The sequence below is a fragment of the uncultured Brachyspira sp. genome (assembly GCF_934747485.1).
Taxonomy (GTDB): Bacteria; Spirochaetota; Brachyspiria; order Brachyspirales; family Brachyspiraceae; genus Brachyspira.
The window spans coordinates 1-24,089 of record NZ_CAKVGN010000046.1 but is presented as its reverse complement, the minus strand read 5'-3'; the positions used below and the strand labels follow the sequence as shown (position 1 = coordinate 24,089).

The following is a 24,089-nucleotide window of genomic DNA, read 5'->3' as shown; positions in this document are numbered from 1 at the left end:
AATTATGATACACCTATGCTATACTTTAAGAAATTAAGGAATTCCTAACTGCAATATGTCTGGCTCCTGTGCATACATATTATTTAATTGTTTATAATTTATTTTATTCTAATTTACAAATATTGCTAAAGCCGGCAACAGGAACTCCTAATCCTCTTATAAGCCTAGCCCAATAATTAACCTGTGCCGCCGTTGAAACTAATATTAGTATAGCCCTTTCAGAATATTCGGCTTTTATCTCACTTATTAATTCTTCTGATATCATCACAGGAGTTTTTGTTATGGCAGATACATATTTTAATGCTATTTTCTCTTTTTTTGATAAAGAAAAACAATTATCTATATCTTTATTTTGTAATGCTTTTATTTCTTCATCTGTTACATTTTCTTTATCATACTCAAAACTATTCATATCTATGCAAAAAGGACAAGATACATCTATAGATATTTGTATTCTAATAAGTTTTAATAATCTTTTAGGCACTTCCTTATCATCATGTGTAATTAAAGATTCTAATATACCGGAACTAATAGCTGTTTTTGGATTCCAAGCTAAAATCTTTGCAAGCAGTAAATCTTTTTTTACTTTTTTACTTGCTATCCATATTGGAAATCTTAAAAAAAATGGTATCTTTTTTGGAGGGTTAATATATGCTTTATCTTGAGATTCAAAATAATTATTTTTATCTTTAATATTAAATTTAAACATTATCTATTCCTTAATAAAAATTACCATAAAAATATTAAATCTATATATATTTCGCTCTTAATATTAAATGTTTTTTTTACAATATCCCTATACATTTCAAGCTGTGCTCTATATTTTTCTTCTTTTTCTTTAGAATATTTTGTAGTTTTATAATCTAAAATAAAATATTCTTCGTTTGTGTTTTTTGTAATTAAATCTATTTTAGCATTAATAATTTGAGTTCTATTTTCAACTAATTTTCTATTTTGGAATTTATGTTCTCTTGAAACTATTAGTTCTTCTTTATTTATAATATTGGTTATATGTTTATTATTTATAAAGTTTATAAAATATTTATCGAGCTTATTTTTTAAGTCTTTTTCATCATAGTGCTTATTTTGTTTTATAGCATCATTTTTTATTTTTTCTATATAGTTTTCTTTATTTATTTTATATTCATCAAAATCAAAATGCTCAAGCAAATCATGCATTAAAATACCCATGTCTATTGCTTTTATTGTTTCAAGATTTTCTAAATCAAAGTTTTTATCATCATCTAAAGGTATAGAAATATGTTTACTTAATAATCTACTAATAACATTTTTATCAAATTCTGTTTCATTTATTTCTGAAGGGCTAATATGTTCTATTTGTTTTTCTTTTTCCTCTACTATTCTATTTATTTTTACAGACTCTATTTTTTTATTTATTTTCTCTAAATTATTAGTATATAATTCATTTAAATCATAATTAGCATTTTTCAATATACCATAAGAATAATAATCCATAAACTCATTAGTATTATCATCAATATAAACTAAATCATCTGCTGTATTATTTATAGAATCTTCTATATCAAAATTATGATAAGAGTCTATATAATTTCTATACGATTTAGGGTCGTCTAATTTTTTATACCTACTCTCACCAGATATTATCAATCTTTCTTTTGCTCTCGTTAAAGCTACATATAATAATCTCTTTTTTTCAGATTTATCTGCTGAAGAATTATATTTATCATCTTCAAAAAAGAATTTCAATTTTTCTTCATTATTTTTTCCATGTATAGGAATCTCTATATATGGGTAGTTTTCAACAAAGTCAAATACTTCATTAGAAGCGTTTCTATAATATCCCGCTCCGGCTAAAAATACATTATTAAACTCTAAACCCTTAGATTTATGTATAGTCATTATCCTAATAGCATCAACTGATAATTTTGGTATTGTGGCATATGATATATCTTTAGCATTCATATCTAAGCTAATAACAAAATCATAAATATTAACCCCTGCCCTATTTTCAAAATCATAAGCTAATTTTTTTAATTTTTCTATATTGGCATAAGAAATCTCTGCATCTTCTTTAAGCATTAAATAATTATAATAATTTGTATCAACACATATTGCCTCTATTGCATCATAAGATGACATTGTACTAATTTTTAATTCTATATTATTTAATAGCTCTTTTGTTTTTTTTAGTTCATCGTAATATTTTTTCCTTTTTGCTATTTCTATAGTATTTTCTTTGCAATCATTTAGTGAAAAATAATCGTATAAATTATAATTTTTATTTAGTTTTAATTCTATTGAGAAATCATATAAATTGGCAATCTTTATATCAAACAACTCAGACATTAGTAAACTTTGTAATAGTGAATAATCTTTTAAAACTAAATATTTAAGACATATTATTAAATTAGATATTTCAATTCTTTCATAAAAACCATTTCCTCCATCAACATAATAAGGTATTTTTTCTTCTGCAAATACTGATAAATAAATATTTAATCTGCTAAATGTTTGAAGAAGTATTGCTGTATTTTTATAATCATTTTTTAAATTTGTTTTTATAAACTTAGCTATAGCGTATGCTTCTAATATGGTTTTAGAATCACTATTTAATTTTATATCATCATCAACATTATTATTAAAAACTAATAAAGAAACTAATTTATTTTTTGCATTATCATTTTGTTTTGAAATTAAATTATCGTCTTTTGTGTATTTTATTCTATCATTCTCAAATATTTTGTTTTCAAAAATGTCATTAAAGAAATTTATAAGCATTTCTTTACTTCTATAATTATCTTGCAAATATCTCACATAATCTTCAAAAATATTTTTAGCATTCGTGAACACATTAAAATCAGCATTTCTAAATCTATATATTGACTGTTTTCTGTCACCAACTATAAGTATTTTTTTATCCTTTATAGAAGTTTTTTTATCGATTTCTCTATTTCCAAATACTATTAAATTGATAAAAGAAAATTGAAGCCTGCTTGTATCTTGAGCTTCATCTAATATTAAGGCATTAATATTATTTCTTATCTCTTTACTTATTGTTTCATTTCCTAATGCTTCTATTGCCTTTGAAATCATATCCTCATGAGAATATACACCCATTTGTCTTTTAGTGTTTTCTAATATTTTATAGGCTTCTTTTATAAAATTAATAAGTTCCTTATATATTTCTTTATTTTTTTGTATTTTTATATACTTTTCAAAATTTGGTATTAAGCCGCCTTTTAAATTAGCAAAAGCAGTTTTAAAATCTGTGTGCTTAGTTTGTCCAAGGTTTCTCTTGTTTTTTATATTATCTAAAGAGTTTAATATATTGTAATATAAATCATCGTTTTCTATATTTTTAATATCTTTTAATTTTTTTATAATATCTATTGAATCATTAATAGAATCTATTATATTTCTTATGGTAACACCTTCATTCTTTTCAGGTTTATTATCTATTAAATAGTTTATAGTTTCAAACATTGCATTATAAGAATCATTATAAAGTTTTATATCTAAAATATTATTAGCTTCTTCTTCAAATGCTTCTATAGTTTCTAATCTTGGTTTTATCTTTAGTAAAAAATTAAATATATCATTTATAAATTTATCTTTTGATTCATCTGTAAATATTCTATAACTATTTCTAATATCTTCTGAAAACTCACTATCATTTAATAATTCTAAAATTTCATTATGAATTACCTCATAAAAATCATTATTCTCTTCAAGTATTGTTATTTTTGGAGGCATATTAAGATAAATAGAATATTCTTTAACAATAGAATTAGCAAATGAATGTATAGTAGATATTTTGGCATTAGTTAATATTTCTTTATAAATGTCTTTCCAATACTCAATATCTTTGCCTTCATTAATTTTTTCTCTGATTTTTCTTCTTATCCTAATTAACATTTCATTGGCAGCTGCTTTTGTAAATGTAATAACAACTATATTAGAAACTTTTTGATTTTTATTTTCTAATAATTGTAAATACGCTTCTGTAATAGTTGTTGTTTTACCAGTGCCTGCAGATGCACTAACAAAACAAATGCCGTCATTTAAAAATAAATCTATTATTTCTCTTTGTTTATCATTAAGTTTCATAATATAAGTATCATAACATAAATATAAATAATTAAAATATTTAAGCGATATTTTGATTATTTAAAAGTTGAAAAACAATTAGAAATTATATATAATTTATTAAAAGATGTTTTTATTTTAATACTAAATTAAATACTAAACTATTAAATATGCATAAAATACTATATTTTGATGATAATAATAAAATAATTAATATATACAGCAATACCAAATAAAATAATAAAAATATATTGTATAAATTTGCAAAATATATTAAAGAGCAAAATGATAATACAGCCAATATAGCAGAAGAAAATGATAAAATAATAATAGATAATAATGATATATTTCAATATGAATTATTTTTTGACAGAGAAAACAATATAAATATAAAAATAAATAAACATAAAGATAAAGTAGCTTTTAATAACTTTAAATATTTAGAAGAAGAATTTTTTAATTATATAAATGGTATTAATATAATAGAAACACAAAAAATTGTAAAAAAGATTAATGCATCAATTAAAGATAATATGTGGTTAGATTTTATGATTAATGATTATAAAACAGACTTGCATATTGTAGGAAGCAACGATCTATCTTGTTATCATGATGTAGAAATAATATTTAAAAATGTAATATATATAGAATGCGATACGCATTTTAATGCCTGCCCATCAGAATATGATGTTTTTAGAGTAGATAACAATTATAAAGATTCTAATATAAAAATAAATATACATACAGATACTAAAACATTTCACATAATATGCGAAGGTATAAATTATAATAATAACATTGTAAGATATGACTATAATTATAATTCTCTATATTCTGCTGATAAAGAAAATATAATAAAAAAATATGGACTAATAAAAGAAAATGATAAATGGTATCAAGAGAAAGAAAACTCGCATAAAGCTTTAATTTTTACAGATAAGTTTTTTAACACAAATGATACTATTGGAATAATATTTAGAATATATAAATTATGTTTTGCTAAAGTAAAATATTTTAGGGCATTTTATTATAAGTTTGAATATTATAAATATGATTATAAAAAAGGATTTATAGAAACAGAGTTATGGGACGTTGAGTTTTTTAAGCATATAGATTCTGGATTAATGATAGATTTAAGATATTTGCAATCTATAACTGTTTATGAGGACTTTGTAAATTTTTGTAATGAGCTTGATAATTATTCAAAATAATTATATTGAAAACATAAAAAAATAATATATAATGTTTCAAAATAAAAAAACGGGATTCTAAATGAAAGCAATAATAATAATACCAACCTACAATGAAAGCGACAATATAGAAAAAATGCTTAATACCGTATTAGCACTTCCTGAATATATAGAAATATTAGTAGTTGATGATAATAGTCCAGATGGTACAGCAAGCATTGTTGAAAAATATTTAAATAATAATAGAGTTCATTTATTAAAAAGAGAGAAAAAAGAAGGACTTGGACCTGCTTATATAGCTGGGTTTAAACATTCTTTTCAGTATAATCCTGATTATGTTATAGAGATGGATGCAGATTTTTCTCATGACCCTAATTTTGTTATTAATTTTGTTGATAGAATGGAAAAAGAGAATTTGGATTTAGTGATAGGTTCAAGATATTGTAACGGTATTAGTGTAGTTAATTGGCCTTTAAGAAGATTATTTTTATCATACTATGGAAACAGATATGCTTCATTTATATTAGGTTCAAAGATAATGGATATTACTGGCGGATTTAAATGCTTTAGAGTATCTGTATTGAAAACTATGAACTTTGATAATATTTTATCGGCTGGATATTCTTTTCAGATAGAAATGAATTATTCTTTTGAAAGTAACGGTAAAAAAATAGCAGAAGAGCCTATAATATTTTATGAAAGAAGAAGCGGACAATCAAAAATGTCTAAAAATATAATAGCAGAGGCCTTATTTAGAGTAGTTCGTTTAAGATTTAGAGATAAATCAAAATATTTTAATAAATAAATTATATTAATCTATTTTAGCACCTATACTCTTAAACTGTTCCAAAAAATTAAAAGAAGATTTATTAATAGACTCAGCATCATCTATAATAATATCATTATTAGATACAGTAGAAGCAATACTTAATGCCATAGCTATACGATGATCATTATGAGAGGTAGTACTTCCTCCTTCTAAGCTTTCAACACCTTCTATATAGATTTCATCATCTGTAACTTCTATTTTAGCCCCTATTTTAGTAAAACTGTCTTTTAAATCATTAATTCTATCGCTTTCTTTATATCTTAAACGGCTTGCATTATATAGTTTTGTAGTTCCTTTAGCAGTAGAAGCTAATGCCGTAATTATTGGAGCTAAATCTGGAATATCAGACACATCTATATCCATAGCATGAAGTTTTCCTGATTTTTTAATTGTAATAGAACCATCTTCATTGCAATTGGTAGAAGCACCCATAAACTTTAATATATTTAATATCTCTTTATCACCCTGTATAGAATATTTATTTAAACCATAAAGCGTAACTTCTCCGCCCAAAGCACCAGCAGCAGCAAAAAACGCAGCATGCGACCAATCGGATTCTATCTCATAGTTAAGAGCAGAGTATTCTTGAGAACCGTATATTTCTATGAGAGAGTTTTCCATATTTTTTAATATTTCTATTTTAGCCTCTTTTAATGTTTTTAGAGTCATAAATACATAAGGAGATGATTCTAATTCTCCTTCAATCATTATTTTGGAATTTCCCTCAAGCAAAGGTGCGGCAAACAATAAACCGCTTATAAATTGACTGCTGATATTTCCTTTTATTGTAAAATCTCCGCTTTTTAATTGACCTTTTATTGTAAGAGAGTCTTCTTTTTTATCAAAAAATAGCCCCTGTTCTTTCCATATCTGCTCATATACTGATATAGGTCTAGAAAACAATTTTTTTGAACCAACAAAGGTGGTATTGATATTAAGGGCAGACATTATAGGAATAAGAAGCCTTAAACTAGTACCAGACTCTTTAACATCTACTACTATATCATTAATAGAATTATCTTTTTTAGGAATTACTTTTAAATAATCTAATTCCGGTACTAAATCTGCAAAGTTAGATACTGCATTCTTTGTTACTTCTATATCGTTGCCGACATTTTTCATCCAAGGTTTTAACATACTTACATCTTTAGAAAGAGCAGCAGCTATTAAAGCCCTATGAGCATCGCTTTTGCTTATTTGTATATATAAAGAACCATAAATATCATAAGAAGGTTTTATTACTAAAGACATACGAATCTCCAAAACAATTATTGCAAAATAGAATCAATAAACTCTTCAGCATTAAACTCTCTAAAATCTTCTACCTTCTCTCCAAATCCTCCATAATATATAGGAAGTGATAGATAATGAGCCACACTTATAGCAACTCCTCCCTTAGCAGAACTATCTAATTTTGAAACAATAGCTCCTTGTATATTTAAAGCATTAGTAAATACTTTAGCCTGCTCTATGCCATTATGACCAACATTAGCATCTAATACGAGTATAGGCACAAAATTAAACTCGCTAAATCTCTCTGTAGCTATTTTTTTCATCTTTTCTAATTGCTTAACTAAATTATCTTGATTGTGAAATCTGCCAGCCGTATCAACTATCACTATATCAGCATTTGTTGCTTTTGCTTTATCCAAAGCAGAAAATAATACACTTGCCGGGTCTCCTGCTTGCTGACCTTTAACTATGGTTACAGATAGCCTATTAGCCCATTCCTCAAGCTGTTCTATAGCGGCTGCTCTAAATGTGTCTGATGCTGCTAATATTATTTTATGATTTTGCTTTAATATATTTGCTAATTTTGCAATTGAAGTAGTTTTGCCTACTCCATTTACACCTACTACAAATAATATATTCTTTTCTTTTAATTCTATTTTTTTATTTATAAACTTAGATATTAAAATATCTCTTAAATGTTTTTTTACTTCTGATGAATCTTTTATATTTTCTTTTTCTACAATTTCTCTCAATTTTGAAATAATATCTTTTGTAGTTTCAACTCCTGCATCTGCTGTTATAAGCATATTCTCTAAACTTGCAAAAAACTCATCGTTAATTGATGATTTACTAAATAATGATGATAGAGAAAATTTTGATTTTGAAGTTGTTAAAGATACTTGAGGTTTTTTTGATTTATTTTTTAATACCAATAATATTATTAAAGCCAAAATAACAACAACGGCTATTATTATATATAATAAATAATTTTGCATCTATTTATTCTCCAGTAAAAAATTATTATAATATTATATAAACTATTAATATTTTTTCAAGTTATGTAATTTTCTAATAGTTTGTATTTTACTTAAAAGAGAATGCAAAAGTTTTAGTTCATATATAAAGAACTATATTTTGTAAAAAAATAAAGTTATATTATGTTTTAATATCTGGGGCTTTGCCCCAGACCCCACTTCTTTTGGTGACCCAAAGAAGCAAAAGGACTATATTTTTATACAAAATAGTGAGTATATTTATGATACAACTAGTATGATTTAACACTAATTTGCACTTTTTGGTTCTTTTTGCTGCGGGAAAAAGAACAATAGAATTTTTATCTTTTTTATTATTTGTAGGGCTTTGCCCCCTATGAAGCGTACCCGTATGGTAAGACCTCACTTCTTTTACGACCGTAGGAAGTGCCTGTAACATATTTATAGAAAAAGAACAATAAAAAATTTGATAAACTTAGAAAATTGTTAGTTTACATAATAAAATTATAGTTTATAATGATTAACAATAATTTATATTAATTTACATAATGGAAAACAATAATGATAAAAAAGTTGCTAATATTATATGTTCTAATGATAAATATATCATACGCACTTACAGAAAATGAAAATAAAATGATTAATGCTGTAAAAATAGGCGACATAAAAACTATACAAAGCATGTTAAGTCAAAATGTTAATCCAAATATAAAAGATGAAAGAGGCTTTTATTTAATACATATAGCAGCAGAAAATAATAAAACAGATTCTATAAAAGCACTAAAAAACTCTCCATATTTAGACTTAAATAAATTATTAGATAAAAATACAAAAATTATAAAAAGCAATGAAACTATAGATGCTTCATATTTCTCTGCTATGGACATTGCTTCCATATACAACAATTTTGAAGTATTAAAATTATTAATAGATTATGGAGCTAATATTAACTTTAAAATGATAGAAAAACCAAGAAGTGAATTTGTAGCTTCAAGATATTCTAATTCAAAGATATTAAAAGCATATTTAGATAAAAATATATATTTGCTTATGAATAGCGAAGATGTTATATCAATAATGAAAGCAGCTATTTTTGGTGATAATGTAGAAAATATAAATTACTTAGTAAGTGCACTTGGTATAGATGTGGACACTAAAGATACAAACACAATGCTTCATTATGCTTCTGGAGTTGGAGCTATAAAATCTATAAAAACACTTATTTATCTTGGAGCTAATGTGGATAACACTAATTCTTATTTTCAAACAAGCTTACATTATATTTTAGAAATTAATGCTAATAAAAAAACAGAAAGTGTAAAAATACTTTTAGAAAATAATGCAAATATTAATTTACAAGATACCAACGGAAACACTCCTTTACATCTATCATTAATTAATGCAAACAAATCTCAAGAATACAGCAAAATAATAGATATGCTCTTAGAAAAAAATGCAAATGTTAATATCACAAATAACAATAATGAAACAGCATTAAATATAGCAGTAAAGAACAATGATTATAATAATTCTATGAAACTCATAAACAAAGGCTCGGATATAAACCACATAGATAAATATTATAGCCCTTTACATATAGCAATAAAAAACAATAATACCGAATTAGCAAAAGCCTTAATAGATAATGGTGCTAATATAAGCTTGAGAGATAAAAATAAAAATTATAGTCCATTAAATATGGCAATAGAAACAGGAAACTTTGATATATGCAAACTTCTTGTGAGAAACGGTGCTGCTGTGGACAATGTTTCTATAGAATTAGCAAAAAAGTCCAAAAATGAAAACATAAGAAACTTCTTTGAAAGCAGCCGTATGAATTAATTAATAAATTTTGCTATATCAGATAAAGCGACTTCTTTCTCTTCGCTAGTATCCATATTTTTTAGCTTAAACTTATTATTTTTTAATTCTTCTTCACCTACTATTAAAGCATATTTAGAATTTCTTTTATTGGCAGATTTAAACTGATTTTTAATAGATTTAATATTATAATCAAAATCACAAGAAATATTTTTAGCTCTAAGAATCTGCATAATATTTAATACTTCATTTTGAGTCTCTTTAAAAGCTATAACAAAAACATCTAATCTATCATTGATAATATTGTTATTGTTTTCAAGCACTATAAGAAGTCTCTCAAGCCCCATAGCACTTCCAACAGCAGGAACATCTTTATTAGAATTAAAAAGCCCTATCAAATTGTCGTATCTGCCGCCTCCAAGTATGGCACTCTGTGAGCCTAATGCATTTGTCTGCACCTCGAAAGCCGTTTTAGTATAATAATCAAGACCTCGTACAAGCATATTGTCTATAGTAAAGTCTTGATTAATCTTTGTAAGCTCATTACATAAAGAATCAAAATGCTCTTTACATTCATCGCATACATAATCATAAAACTTTGGTATATCTTTTAATATCTCTTTACATTTTTCATTTTTACAATCTAATATTCTTAAAATATTATTTTCGTACCTATTTTGGCAAGTTTCACAAAGCTCATTTTTTCTCTCCCCAATAGCTTCTCTAAGTGCCTTATTATAATTAGGCTTACAATTACTGCATCCAACAGTATTTATAAGCAAATTAACATTATCTATGCCGAACTCTTTTAATATGTTGATATTTAAAGCTATAACTTCAGCATCTATTACAGGAGAAGTTCCGCCAATACATTCTATGCCAAATTGATTAAATTCTCTATATCTGCCCTTTTGCGGCCTCTCAGCTCTATACATAGTGCCCAAATAAAAAAGCTTGTTAATAGCATATTCATTTTGCAGAGAATTCTCAACATAAGCACGAGCCACCGAAGCAGTACCTTCTGGTCTTAAAGTAAGAGAACGTCCTCCCCTATCTTCAAAAGTAAACATCTCCTTTCCAACTATATCAGTACCCTCTCCAATACCTCTGGTAAAAAGGTCAGTATACTCAAATAAAGGAGTTCTTATCCTTTTATAACCGTATAATCTTACTATCTCTTTTATTTTGTTTTCTATAAACTCTAACCTCTCGGAAGAATCATAAAAAAAGTCGTTTGTACCTCTAGGTTTTTTTATATTAAGCATCATATCTCCAATTATTAAATTTAACAAATGCCTAATATAGCTATTGATTATTCATATTATTAACCAATTTACCCTCTTTTACTTCCACATAAAGCAAATTATAATATCCTTTGGTTATCTTTACTTTATTGTTATACATCTTATCAGCTATATAAATCTGAACATCATATTCACCTTCAGGTAAATCAATTGTAAAATTATCATTATTAAAAATATTATATTCTTTTCCAGCTATATTTATTCTAACACTATCATAAGTATTAACTTTATCTACAAGTACATTTAAAGTATATGTATCTGCATTAGAGAAAGTTTCTATAGTATTATTAGTCATTATATTATTAGTAACCATCTCATTAGTATTTATCATCTCATTAGTAACCACAGTATTTGTAAATATATCATCAGTAATAATATCATTAGTTACAGTTTGATTTGTTTCAATATAAAACTTTTCAGTGAATATTTTTTCTAAAACTTCTCTCTCTTCTATAAGTCTTCTTCTATTATCACCCGGGTCTGGTACTCTGCTTGCAGGAGGATATTCCTCAAAAGAAGGAGAAACCTGTACGCCATATGTAGGCAAAACTCTATCTTCTGGTATAATAGGTACAGAATCGCTAACTAAAGTATAAATATTCATACCATTTTGTGTCCATTGATAAGTATTAGGTTTTACATCTTTAGGTGCAGGTATTTTAGCCAACATTTCTGGAATGCTCTTATAAGTGGCTGTGGCATAATCATATATTATAGCTACTGGGTAAACTTGAGTTTCTTCAAGTGAAACTAATCTATTATAGTATGTATTATATGTTTCTTTATCAAGATAATTTAAATATAATGCCCAATATACTGCAGTAGGATAATCAGGATCGAATGGACTTGTATTTGCTATATAATAATTAAATATTCTAGCTGGTAATTCTTTGTCTCCCGGTATAGTTGCAAGAAGTCCGCCTAAATATAACATAGCTCTAGTATTAAAATTAAATACATTATCATTTGGTATTTCTAAAGCCTGTCTAAAATCGCTTGCTGCTCTATTGGCCTCATCTATACTGCCCTTATATCTGGCATATTTATGATATCTGCTTATACCTCTATAGAAAATAAATATACGTTTATCTACCCCATAAGCATCAGAATATCCATTTTCTTCGAACCACTGTATGGCTTTTTTAGGAACTTGTCTTTGAAGTCTTTCCATATATTCAGGGAAAGTATAGTTATTTTGTGCCATTAAAGGTGATAAAATAGATATCATTAAAATTACAGAAATTATTTTTTTCATTATCTTATTTCCTCAGTAGTTACATATATTATTACTCATTATCGTCATAAAAAACTTAAAAATAATAATATACAAAAAAATAATCTTATAATATAAATTTACAATATAATAAATATTTTTCAAGTACAAATCATAATAGCCTCAATAGTTTATATACAAATACCGAGACTAATAAATAAATTTTTGTTTTGTAGGATTTATGAAGAAGCAATTATTATTTCTAACAATATTATTATCAATTATCTTATCATGTCAAAGTATAAAATATAAAGAAGATGAAATCATTAACAAAATGCTTTTAACTAACATAGATGAAGACAGAAGCCAAAACCCTATGTATAGAGAGTTTAGGGCAGCTTGGTTTTCAACAGTTGCAAACATTGATTGGCCTCTAATGGGAGGAAATGAAGCTAAACAAAAAGCTTTAATAATAAAATATTTGGATACTCTTTATAACAATAATTTTAATGCAGTGTTTGTGCAAGTTAAGCCTGATGCGGGAGTTATATTCAAATCAAAAATTAACCCTACTACAAGATATTTTTTTGGTATTAATCCTGAAGATGAGAGAGATGATTACCCTTTCAAAACAGATATGCTTGAGTTTATAATAAATGAAGCTCATAAAAGAAATATAGAAGTGCATGCTTGGTTTAACCCATACAGAATATCATTAAAATACGACACTAACAAAAGCTATGAAGAACAATTTTCTAAAAAAAACTTTATTCATACTTATGTTTCAAATGGGCTTAAACCTGTTCATTGGTATGATAATAGACTATATTTAGACCCGGGTGAGCCTATAAGTTCAAAATATGTAATGGACTCTATTATAGAAGTAGTTGAAAACTATGATATAGACGGCATTCATTTTGATGATTATTTTTATCAAAACTCATTAAACGGCAAAACATATAGAGATTGGCCTGACAGTGTAAGCTCTTCAAAATATGCAAGCAGTTTAGGTTATGATGCTAATAACACTTCATATGATGATTATGGAGTTAATGGATTATATGCTTGGAGAAGAAATAATATTAATAATTTAGTAAGCAGCATATATAAAGAAATAAAATCAAGAAAGCCTTATGTAAAATGGACTATATCTCCTGCTGGAGTTTGGAGAAATAAAGAGCCTTTAAGCGAATATAAGGGCGACCCCAATGGGAGCGATAGTAAATCCTACAATCCAAACTTTGATGCTTTGCATGCTGATGTTTTACTTTGGATGCTTAATGGTCAAAAAACTACTACCATAAACAACGCCACAGAAAAAGATGGACTAAACAAGATGTATGTTGATGCTATTATTCCGCAAATTTATTGGAGCTCTTCACATCAAACAGTGCCTTTCGATAAAATGGTTAATTGGTGGATAGGAGAAGCAAGAAAAGCTACAAACAAAGAAAATATTGCTGACATATATATAGGACATGCATTATACAAAATGGGAAGAGAAGATAAATATGAACCTTGGAAAGATGTATGGGTGATGTCTAAACAAGTTGATTATATAAGATATGTTGGTAAATGTTATATAAAAGGCTCTTCATTTTTTACTATGCATAATATGTATTTAAATGATGTAGGCACTGGAGATTATGGATATAAAGCTATTGAGAATATTAAGAAAAATAATTATGTATTTAAAGCGGTAGTTCCAACTATGAACACAATGAGAGATATCAATACTCCTCCGCTAAAATTAGAAAATCCAAGTCTTAAAAAATCTTTTGGTGTAAATATAATTAGTTTTACAGACCCTAATGAATATAAGCTTGATAAATACTCTCATGTTGTAAATGGCACTTCTGTTTATTATGTGATATACAGAAAAAAGGTAAATGACGGCAAACTTGAAATTATAGATAAAATTAGAAGAGAAGATTTTAATACTAATTGTAAGATAGTTTATAGAGATGAAAAAGCAGATAAAAACATTAAATATATATATTATGTTACAGCTTTAGACAGAATACATAATGAAAGTGAATATCTTGTAATACAATAAATATATCAAGTACTTTTATTAACTTCCGATATTAATTTACGATAATTAAAAAACCATATAAACATTTGGAGGAGAAACATATTTATGAAATTAAATAGATTTTTATTTATAATATTAGTCTTATTTATAATCAATTCTATTTTTGCATTTGCTCAAATTAATAATATTAAAGTATATTTAACAGATGTAAAAGCTCCATATACAATTAACATAAAAGGTCCATATAAAGCATATAATTATAAATATGAAAGTGAAATAATATCAGGCTTAACTAATGAAACAGTAATGGTTGTAGAAAACAGATTGGGCTTAAAAATTAATGATGTTGGAGTCTATAAAGAAGGGATAGTTTTTGAAACTAAAGACGGTTTTACACTAAACGGTAAAGAATATTATGGTTCATTAAAGTTTATACCTTACAACAACACTATGATAGTAATTAATGAACTAGATATTGAAGATTATGTTAAAGGGGTATTGCCTCATGAGATGTCTCCTTCTTGGCCTATGGAAGCATTAAAAGCACAAGCTGTTGCAGCACGTACTTATGCTATATTTCATATATTAAAAAATAATGGTCAAAAGCCTTTCGACGTTGACAATACAACAAAATACCAAGTATACAACGGCAGAGAAAAAATTAATTGGAATACAGAGCAGGCAGTAGACAGAACAAAATCTGAAATAGCTGTATATAATAATAAAGTAATAGCTACATATTTTAGTGCATTATGCGGCGGATATACAGACAGTGCTAAAAATGTGTTTGGAGCTAATGTACCATATTTAGAGGGAGTTGAATGTCCTTATTGTAATGCTCAAATAAAACCTTGGACTAATGCTTTGAGTTATAAAGAGTTAAATAATGATTTTGCTTTAGAAGCTAATGAAGGCTCTTCTATAAAAGTAAACAAAGACCCTAAATCTGGAAAAGCTGTGAATATAAAAATAGATGAAAAAGATATACCTTCAAGAGATTTCAGAAATAAATTATCTCCTGTAATAGTACCTTCTTTACAATTTAGTATAGAGAAAGTTGATAATGGAATAATAATCACAGGTAAAGGAAGCGGACATGGAGTTGGTATGTGTCAGTGGGGAGCTTTTGGTATGGCTCAGGTAAAAAAAGAATATAAAGAAATTTTGAAATTCTATTACAAAGGAATAGAAATAGTTGATTACAATAAAGTAAATACAAGACTTGAACCAGATATATGGATTGAAAATTAATTCATTTTTTAATAATTAAATATAAACGCTCTTTTATTAAAGGGCGTTTTTTTATTTATGAAATTTGTTTCAAAAATAAATATAAATATTAAAATATTTTTAACTATTTTTTAATTTAATAATTATTATCATAAACTGTCTAAATTTATTTTTTCATTCATACGGTTTAATTTTCTTATAGGCTTTATATTAGAGTTAATAAAAATTTTTTCTATATTATCATAATCTAAATTAGGCACAAACACATGTATCTTTCCTATTATATTTGGAAGCTCATTTTCATTTTCTTCTTTTTTCCAACCTACAATTTGAAATCTCATAATTTTTATGCCAAATTTATCTATTTCACTTTCAATATCAATTTTATTATTATACTCTATTAAATATATAACAGAATGATTTTTATGTGCTAAAAAATAAGGCACCCTATAAATTGATGTGCTTAAAAATATACAAAAACATCCTATAGCAGAAAGTATCCATTCTCCAGAACCTATAACTATTCCCAAACAAGCAGTAACCCAAACAATAGCAGCAGTAGTTATTCCATGCAATTTACCTCTGTTTTGTATAATCATACCAGCACCTAAAAAACCAATGCCGGAAACAATTTGTGCTGTAATTCTACTGTAGTCAGGCATAGAATATAATAATTTGCTTCCTATCTCCATTAATTGGCTGTTTTGAATCAATATACTTTTTGCAAATATTTCTTCATAGCAAGATAATATAGCAGCCCCCATGCATACAATACTTGTAGTTCTGCTTCCTATAGGCTTTTTATGCTGAGCTCTCTCCCAGCCTATCAAAGCACCTACTATATAGGCTACTAATATTCTTGTTGTTATTTCTAATATATTATAATTTTCTGCAATAGTTTTTATCATATTTTAAGTATTTCCTATTTCTGCTATTTCTTTTCAATATAAGAGTCAAATAAATCTATCACATCTTTTCTTTTTTTTCTTGCAGCAAGTCTATATGCAGTATTGTCATAATTATTTCTGTCTGTAGGGTTTGCTCCTGCTTTTAATAGCTCTTCTATAATATTAATATCTGTACCGAATGTTTTATAAATCGTTTTGTTATACTCTTCTACCTTTTTCTCATATTGATACATCACTGAACGTATTAAAACACTGTTTCCATTTCTATCTCTTGCTTGAACATTGGCACCTAATTCTATTAATTTTTTTATATTGTCTAAATTAGCATCTTCTCTCTCTATTGAATACATTAAAACACTCTTTCCGCTATTAGTCTCATAAGAATTAACATCAGCTCCAAGTTCTATTAAATCAAATACCATATTAGTATTATTGTTTTTAACATTATAAATTAAAGCATCATTTAAATTGGTAGCACCAGCTTCTATTAACCTTTTTGTTATATCCAAACTTTTTGATGCTGATAAAGGTGATTTTCTTATAGCCCCTTCATAATTTCTATATACAACTAAAAAAGTTTCAGCATTAACATTAGCTCCCATCTCTATTAAATAATTTATAGTATCAATATCTCCGCCCTCGCAAGCACTCACCAAAGCACTATTAATATCTTTTGCTCCCATATTAATAAGCTCTTTAACAATGTCTAATTTGCCCCCAAAAGCAGCATAACTAATAGCAATATTATAATTACTAGCACCAGCATTATTTAACTCTTTAGCTATATCCCAATAACCTTCCATACATGAAATATAAAAAGACATATCAATATCTTTCGCACCAAAATTAATAAGTTCCCTCACAATATCAATATTGCCATTTTTAGCAGCATACATTAAAGGGGTCATATTATATTTAGAATCAAATATATCTAAATTATATCCATCTCTTATTATATTTTTTACTTCTTCTATGTTGTTGTCATCTATGCTTTGCATTAAATCATTGCTGCTTTGAGAAAATAACAATGAAGCATTGATAATTAAAATAAATACTATTACTTTTTTCATAATACACTTGTCCATATATACTTTTAAAATTATCGGAAAATAAACATAATATTAAAAAACATTTTTTATATTATTATTTATATTATTTTTGTATGCATATTATGTATATTTCATAATTTCTAAAAAACTACCATAAAAATAATTAAAATACAAAATTAATCTTTGACATAATACAATTTTTTTAGTATAGTGTTATTACAAAACTAATTGATTGGAGTTCTCATGGAATATCTAAAAGAGACAATTTTTTATGGAAACAGTTTATTTAAATATTTAATTTCTTTAGCATTATTTATTATAAGTTTTGCTATTATGAGAATTGGTCTTTTGCTTTTAGTAAGATTATTAATGAAGGTTAATGTTAAGTTTCAAAATTCTTTTTTTGCTGCTTTAGCAAAGAGCATAAAAAGAAGAAGTCTGCCTGTTATATTGGTAGCTTCTATAGCTATAGCAAAATCCACATTAGTATTGCCAAAGGTATTAGGGGGATATTGGGGTAAGATATTAGCCGTATGTATAATTGTTTTTTCTGTATTATTTATATGCGATATTATAACCAACTTTACAGATAATTATTTATCACAGAAAAAAAATGTTATTATATCCGATGGAATAGTTACTTTAACAAAAGTGTTAGTATGGATAATTGGTATTTTAACTATACTTTCAAATGTAGGGGTTAATGTTACTACATTTATTACAGGTCTTGGTATTGGAGGTGTTGCTGTTGCATTTGCCGCTCAAAGTATAATAGCAGATTTATTTAATTATTTTGTTATTGTTTTTGATAAGCCTTTTTTGAAAGGAGACTTTATTCAAATTGACCAAGATTTAGGTACTGTTGAATATATAGGCATAAAATCCACTCGTATAAGAAGAAATACTGGAGAGCAGCTTTTAATATCTAATACTAATTTACTTGCTTCAAGAATACAAAACTATAGAGTATTAGAAAAAAGAAGAAAATATATGACTATAGGAGTTGAGTATTCTACGCCGTTAGAGACACTTAAAAAGATACCTGATTTAGTTAAAACTATTATTGAAAGTGAAAGTTCTACAACATTCTATAGTGCAAGATTTATAGAGTTTGCTGATTCTTCATTAAACTTTGAAGTGATATATTATGTTAATATTGCAGATTATGCTGAATTTGTAAAGGTTGTAGAAAACATTAACTATAAATTAGTAGAAGAGTTTGCAAAAATTAATGCTAACTTTGCATTCCCTTCAAGAACTGTTTATCTCAGCAAAGAGTAAGATTTAAGGCTTTAATTTAAAATACTCTAACTTATGATGTACATTTAAAGTATCATCTGCTACTTCTTTACCCAAAATAGAACTTTGATGAACAAGCTGTGAGTTTTCTTGTGTTATATTATTTAATTCATTCATAGCTAAGTTAATTTCTTTTACACTGTTCTCTTCTGTAGAGACAGAATTATATACTTCCAAAAGAAGATTAGATACTTCATTGGCAGAGTTTTCTATCTTTGAAAGTATATCCAAAGAATGTTTAACAGATTCATATCCTACATCTATTTTAGATAATGTTTTTTCTATGATGTTAGTTATATTTCCTGCAGCCTCATTAACATTATTAGCTAAGTTTCTAATCTCTAAAGCAACTACAGCAAAGCCCTTACCTTGTTCTCCAGCACGAGCCGCTTCTACTGCTGCATTCAATGCTAAAATATTGGTTTGTAATGCAATATCTTGTATAAGTTTTGTAATATTTGAAATCTCTTTACTTGAAGATGATATATCATACATATTATCAGATATCTTATTAACAGCTTCCACTCCGCTCTTTGAAAAATCTCTTACTTTTATACCCATATCTTTTACTAAATTGCTATGTTTTGATGTTTCTGATATTGATGAAAAAAGACTTTCTATAGAGCTTGTTATTTCTTCTATGGCAGCCGCTTGAGATGAAGTTCTATCAGATAAATTATAAATACCATCAGATATTTGAGCTGTAGAGTTCTTGATGCCGTCCATATGTGATTTTATGCCATAAACTATTTGAGATATTTTTTCTTGCATATCATTCAAAGAGTTAGTTAAATGTCCAGATTCATCTTTTAATGATAAATCTTTTTTGTTGAAGTTGCTATTAAAATTTCCTTCTTTCATTAAATCTATTATTTCTATAGAATTATTTAAAGGTTTTACTATCTTTGATACTAATAAAGCCTCAATAATAATTAAAACTATCATAATTAATAATATAACAAGCATTATCAAATGAAATTGAATATTAATAGTTTTAGCATCTCCCTTAAAAACAATAATCCAAGGAGCATTAGATAGAGTTTGTATGCTATACCATTTATCTTTATATATTTTTGTTTCATTTAGATGTGAAGAAAAATTATCTTTAAAGTTTTCAAATAAAGGGTCTGTAAATAAATTATTATCTTTATTTAGCAGATATTTTTTATCATCATGCGTTATATAAATTCCATCCTGAGATACTATATTGCATTCACCATCAAAATTACTTTTTGCATTTTCTATTATTCCATTAATATCTGTAAAATCTATAGAAAACACTCCAAGCAAAGAATTATTAGTATAAGCAGCCTTACTAAATGTAACTGTAAGTTCATTTACTATAAAATCTATATAAGGCTCACTTATATAAACATCATTAGTTAAAACAGCATTTTTATACCAATCTCTTGAAGTTTGGTCATAAGAACGGTCATATTCTGTTAATGTATTGATAAAAACACCGCCTTGAGAATAGGGTACTGTTTCACCATAATATACATTTAAATAACCTTTTTGTGATTTAGCAATATTAGTAAAAAATTTGCCTATAGTTTCTGTATTAGGGTTTGCTTCAAGATTATTTACTACTGTATTTACTGTATTTTTTATTTCGTTAATTTGTCCTTCGGTTATATTTTTTAAATTTAGAGTTTGAAAATGTTTTTCTTTTAAAAATTTGCCTATATATATTGGTTTATAAATAAAATATATTAGTACAAATGATGCAAATAAAAATATTGAAAAAGTAAAAATAAACTTAAACATCAAACCTTTCTTCATTAATTAATCCTAAAAAACAAAAATACCTATGAAATTGTAATACAAATATGAAAAAAAAGCAAATTTATTAAATTTCTGGTTTTGAAGTAATATATATTTTAGATATTTGCCAATCATTAGAAAGTTTTAATTTTAGAGAAGATTTTAATTTTATTACCATTTCAGCAAGCCTATTTTTATTCCCAGATTTAAACCCTTCTCCGCTAAAATACTGCTCTTCTAACCATACAGCCTCATTTTTTATAAATATTGCATAAAAACTATCTAAACCAAACGGAGCTGAAACAACCATTTTAAAAATAGAGTTTTCCGGAGGAATTGTATATTCAATATTAGAATCTATATTGTTTTTTTGAATATTATTATTTTCCATATAATTATTAAAATCATTAGGATGCATCAAAATAATATTTCCATCATTTTGCAATGCTAATATATATAAATAGCCGTCTTCTGTTGAATTAAAACTTATTTTAAATGTTTCATTTTCTATCATTTCTCCGCTGTCTTTTATAATAATACTTTCATTGCTTGATGTAATTCTCTCTATTTCAAAGTTTAAATTAATATTACTATTTTCATTAGTAAGAGAATCTAAAAGGCTTTTTGCAAAATAATATTCCAAATAAGTGCCTATTGTACTAATTTGGGAATTTGCCTGATTTGATGATATAGATTTATATTCCTTAATAGTTTCTCCTTTTGTTATATCTACTACCGTAAAGTTGTAAAAAAGCTCATATTCATTTGTTTCTGATGTATTATTGGTATTTGCAGGATTTCCAAGCTTTTCTTCTATTATATCATTTAATTCTTTTTTTTCCTGAGTATAATTATTTAATTTGTCTAATGTATTTACTATATCATTAGAATAAGATTGAATATTTTCATTGGTGAGAAAAATATTTGTTATGTTGTTTGTTGCTAAATTATTAGTTAATACATCATTTGTATTTTTTAGTTTTAGTTCGCTATCCATTATTATTGCAACATTAACTTTTAAATTTGATGCTACAGTTAATCCTTGCTCTAATGTTAATTCATTTGTTTTAAATAGACGCTTTTTCATTCTATCTACTGTTATTGTGTAAGGGTGTTTTAGATATGGAAAGCGATTTATAGTTCTTACAATATCTTTCCTTAAAGGAGAGTTGTTTTTTAATTCATAGTTCAAATCTACTATAGATATTTTTAGTTGTTCTCTTGAATATAAACAGAGTATATTTAATAATAATATAATTAGAACTTTTAATTTCAAAAATATCTCCTAATATTCTATAGCTGTGTGCTTAATAGAATTATTATTAATATTGTGAATATTATCGAGTATATCCATTATTCTCGATAAATCATCAGCACTATAATATTCTATTATAATTTTACCTTCTTTTCCTTCTTTATCTACTACATTAACTTTAGTAGAAAATATTTTTTCTAAATCATTTTCTAATTTTTTTATATTAGGGTCTTTCTTATGTTCTTGTTTTATATTTTTATCTTGTGTATCATTATTCTCTTTTACTATTTCTTTTTTTTCTTTTACTATTTTTTCACATTCTCTTACAGAATAACCTTTTTCTATTATTTCTTTAGCAAACTTTTCTCTCTCTTCATTATTTTCGCTAAAAGAAAGTATTGTTCTTGCATGACCTTCCGTAAGTTTATTTTCTAATATGAGATTTTGTATATTTTCACTTAACTCTAATATTCTCATAGAGTTTGAAATTGTACTTCTGCTTTTTCCTACTCTATTAGCCAATTCTTCTTGTTTAATATTTAAATCATATATTAATTTTTTGTAGCTTCTTGCTATTTCTATTGCGTTTAAATCTGCTCTTTGAATATTTTCTACAAGTGTAAGTTCAAGCATTTTAGAATCCGGTATATTTTTTAACACCAATGCTGGTACTTTATCTTTGTTTAAATATTTAAATGCTCTAAATCTTCTCTCGCCGGATATTATTTGATATTTACCGTCTTTTTCTCTTAATGTAACAGGGTTTATAAGACCATTTTCTTTTATAGATTCGGCAAGCCCTTTAATTTCTTCTTCATTAAAAACTTTCCTCGGCTGATCTGGATTAACATCTATAAGTGAAACATCTATTTCTAATATTCCATTTTTCTCAGCTTCTTCAACAGCTCTTTTTATTTCTTTATCTGTAGATTTTATCAAGGCATTCATACCCTGCCCGCCAAGTCCGCCTTTTCTGCTCATATATTATTACTCCAAAAATTATTTAGACCTTTCTATAAACTCTTTAGCAAATTCTTTATAGCTCCTAGCCCCAATACACTCTTTATCATAATCTGTAATAGCCTTCCCATATGATGGAGCTTCACTCAAACGTACATTTCTTGGAATCATAGTCTTATAAGTCTTATCTTTAAAATAATTAACAACTTCTCTAACAACATCATTACTAAGATTAGTTCTTCCATCATACATTGTTAATAATACGCCTTCTATATATAAATTTGGATTTAGATTTTCTTTTACTAAAGATATAGTATTATTAAGCTCCCCCACACCGTCCAAAGCATAAAACTCACATTGTATTGGTATAAGCACAGAATCTGCAGCAGTTAAAGCATTTAAAGTAAGAATACCCAAAGTAGGAGGACAATCAATAAATACATAATCATAATTATTTCTTATTTTTTCTATAGCTTTTTTTAATTTATATTCTCTTCCTATCTCCCCTACTAATTCTATCTGAGCACCTACCAAATCAGAGTCCGATGGTATGAGGTAGAGATTTTCTTGATATGTTTCTATTATTACTTGTTCTATATCAGCCTCTCCGATTAAAATATCATATATACCATATTCCATTTTATCTCTTGTAACACCTATACCCAAACATGCATTAGCCTGCGGGTCTATATCTATTAATAAAGTCTTATATCCCATAGATGCTACTATAGAACTTAAATTAACAGCTGTTGTTGTTTTGCCAACACCGCCTTTTTGATTAACTATTGATATAATTTTAGACATATAAAATAACCCTTAAAATTATTATATTATAACAAAAGTATATATTTTATCAAGGTTTTAATAATGTTTAGGAGCCATAGATATTGCACGTTTTTTAGTTAAAATAAAGTAGGTATTCCTTATAATATAAATAGC

18 protein-coding genes are annotated in these 24,089 nt (G+C 26.2%); 6 read left to right on the top strand and 12 right to left on the bottom strand.

Going from position 1 to position 24,089, the window contains the following annotated elements:
• Nucleotides 1–103: 103 nt before the first annotated feature.
• Nucleotides 104–709 carry a carboxymuconolactone decarboxylase family protein gene (locus Q0H31_RS09015; protein WP_295297436.1) on the bottom strand — a complete coding sequence of 202 codons (606 nt, stop codon included), beginning with the start codon at nucleotides 707–709 and terminating at the stop codon, nucleotides 104–106.
• Nucleotides 710–729: 20 nt separating this feature from the next.
• On the bottom strand, nucleotides 730–4,089 hold the full coding sequence (locus Q0H31_RS09010; RefSeq protein ID WP_295297434.1) for an exodeoxyribonuclease V subunit beta: 3,360 nt from the start codon (nucleotides 4,087–4,089) through the stop codon (nucleotides 730–732).
• 230 nt (nucleotides 4,090–4,319) lie between these two features.
• Here Q0H31_RS09010 and Q0H31_RS09005 point away from each other — a divergent pair, with 230 nt between their 5' ends.
• The gene (locus Q0H31_RS09005) at nucleotides 4,320–5,279 is read left to right on the top strand and encodes a hypothetical protein (RefSeq protein WP_295297432.1); all 960 of its coding nucleotides are present in this window, start codon (nucleotides 4,320–4,322) and stop codon (nucleotides 5,277–5,279) included.
• Nucleotides 5,280–5,340: 61 nt separating this feature from the next.
• A complete protein-coding gene (locus tag Q0H31_RS09000) occupies nucleotides 5,341–6,063 on the top strand; it encodes a polyprenol monophosphomannose synthase (protein ID WP_295297430.1) in 723 nt (240 codons plus the stop codon).
• Nucleotides 6,064–6,069: 6 nt separating this feature from the next.
• Here the strand turns inward: Q0H31_RS09000 and aroA are convergent, their stop codons facing one another.
• Nucleotides 6,070–7,338: a 3-phosphoshikimate 1-carboxyvinyltransferase gene (gene aroA, locus Q0H31_RS08995; protein WP_295297428.1), complete on the bottom strand. Its 1,269-nt coding sequence runs from the start codon at nucleotides 7,336–7,338 to the stop codon at nucleotides 6,070–6,072.
• A gap of 17 nt (nucleotides 7,339–7,355) precedes the next feature.
• The gene (gene ftsY / locus Q0H31_RS08990; RefSeq protein ID WP_295297426.1) at nucleotides 7,356–8,315 is read right to left on the bottom strand and encodes a signal recognition particle-docking protein FtsY; all 960 of its coding nucleotides are present in this window, start codon (nucleotides 8,313–8,315) and stop codon (nucleotides 7,356–7,358) included.
• A 558-nt stretch (nucleotides 8,316–8,873) separates the two neighbouring features.
• Between ftsY and Q0H31_RS08985 the strand changes: the two genes are divergently transcribed.
• Complete coding sequence (locus Q0H31_RS08985) at nucleotides 8,874–10,154, top strand: ankyrin repeat domain-containing protein (RefSeq protein WP_295297424.1); 1,281 nt, start codon at nucleotides 8,874–8,876, stop codon at nucleotides 10,152–10,154.
• On the opposite strand, the gene hisS is transcribed toward Q0H31_RS08985, so the two are convergent.
• Both hisS and Q0H31_RS08975 read right to left on the bottom strand, forming a co-directional pair.
• Entirely contained in the window at nucleotides 10,151–11,398 is a 1,248-nt protein-coding gene (hisS, locus tag Q0H31_RS08980) for a histidine--tRNA ligase (RefSeq protein ID WP_367117131.1), read from the bottom strand. The two genes, Q0H31_RS08985 and hisS, sit on opposite strands and share 4 nt — an antisense overlap.
• 40 nt (nucleotides 11,399–11,438) lie before the next feature.
• On the bottom strand, nucleotides 11,439–12,692 hold the full coding sequence (locus Q0H31_RS08975) for a protein kinase (protein WP_295297420.1): 1,254 nt from the start codon (nucleotides 12,690–12,692) through the stop codon (nucleotides 11,439–11,441).
• 199 nt (nucleotides 12,693–12,891) lie between these two features.
• Here Q0H31_RS08975 and Q0H31_RS08970 point away from each other — a divergent pair, with 199 nt between their 5' ends.
• Nucleotides 12,892–14,706, top strand: a complete 1,815-nt coding sequence (locus Q0H31_RS08970) for a family 10 glycosylhydrolase (RefSeq protein ID WP_295297418.1) — start codon at nucleotides 12,892–12,894, stop codon at nucleotides 14,704–14,706.
• Nucleotides 14,707–14,835: 129 nt separating this feature from the next.
• Nucleotides 14,836–15,936, top strand: coding sequence for a SpoIID/LytB domain-containing protein (locus tag Q0H31_RS08965; RefSeq protein ID WP_295297438.1), 1,101 nt, complete (start codon nucleotides 14,836–14,838; stop codon nucleotides 15,934–15,936).
• Nucleotides 15,937–16,064: 128 nt separating this feature from the next.
• On the opposite strand, the gene Q0H31_RS08960 is transcribed toward Q0H31_RS08965, so the two are convergent.
• Nucleotides 16,065–16,823, bottom strand: coding sequence for an MgtC/SapB family protein (locus Q0H31_RS08960; RefSeq protein WP_295297416.1), 759 nt, complete (start codon nucleotides 16,821–16,823; stop codon nucleotides 16,065–16,067).
• A 23-nt stretch (nucleotides 16,824–16,846) separates the two neighbouring features.
• Nucleotides 16,847–17,893: an ankyrin repeat domain-containing protein gene (locus Q0H31_RS08955; RefSeq protein ID WP_295297413.1), complete on the bottom strand. Its 1,047-nt coding sequence runs from the start codon at nucleotides 17,891–17,893 to the stop codon at nucleotides 16,847–16,849.
• Between the two features lie 222 nt (nucleotides 17,894–18,115).
• Here Q0H31_RS08955 and Q0H31_RS08950 point away from each other — a divergent pair, with 222 nt between their 5' ends.
• Entirely contained in the window at nucleotides 18,116–19,153 is a 1,038-nt protein-coding gene (locus tag Q0H31_RS08950) for a mechanosensitive ion channel family protein (RefSeq protein WP_295297405.1), read from the top strand.
• A gap of 3 nt (nucleotides 19,154–19,156) precedes the next feature.
• Here the strand turns inward: Q0H31_RS08950 and Q0H31_RS08945 are convergent, their stop codons facing one another.
• The 4 genes from Q0H31_RS08945 to Q0H31_RS08930 form a co-directional block, all read right to left on the bottom strand.
• The gene (locus tag Q0H31_RS08945; protein ID WP_295297403.1) at nucleotides 19,157–20,953 is read right to left on the bottom strand and encodes a methyl-accepting chemotaxis protein; all 1,797 of its coding nucleotides are present in this window, start codon (nucleotides 20,951–20,953) and stop codon (nucleotides 19,157–19,159) included.
• Between the two features lie 67 nt (nucleotides 20,954–21,020).
• The gene (locus Q0H31_RS08940) at nucleotides 21,021–22,211 is read right to left on the bottom strand and encodes a DUF4384 domain-containing protein (protein WP_295297401.1); all 1,191 of its coding nucleotides are present in this window, start codon (nucleotides 22,209–22,211) and stop codon (nucleotides 21,021–21,023) included.
• A gap of 9 nt (nucleotides 22,212–22,220) precedes the next feature.
• Complete coding sequence (locus Q0H31_RS08935; protein WP_295297399.1) at nucleotides 22,221–23,171, bottom strand: ParB/RepB/Spo0J family partition protein; 951 nt, start codon at nucleotides 23,169–23,171, stop codon at nucleotides 22,221–22,223.
• Between the two features lie 18 nt (nucleotides 23,172–23,189).
• Nucleotides 23,190–23,954: an AAA family ATPase gene (locus tag Q0H31_RS08930; RefSeq protein ID WP_295297397.1), complete on the bottom strand. Its 765-nt coding sequence runs from the start codon at nucleotides 23,952–23,954 to the stop codon at nucleotides 23,190–23,192.
• Nucleotides 23,955–24,089: the final 135 nt, after the last annotated feature.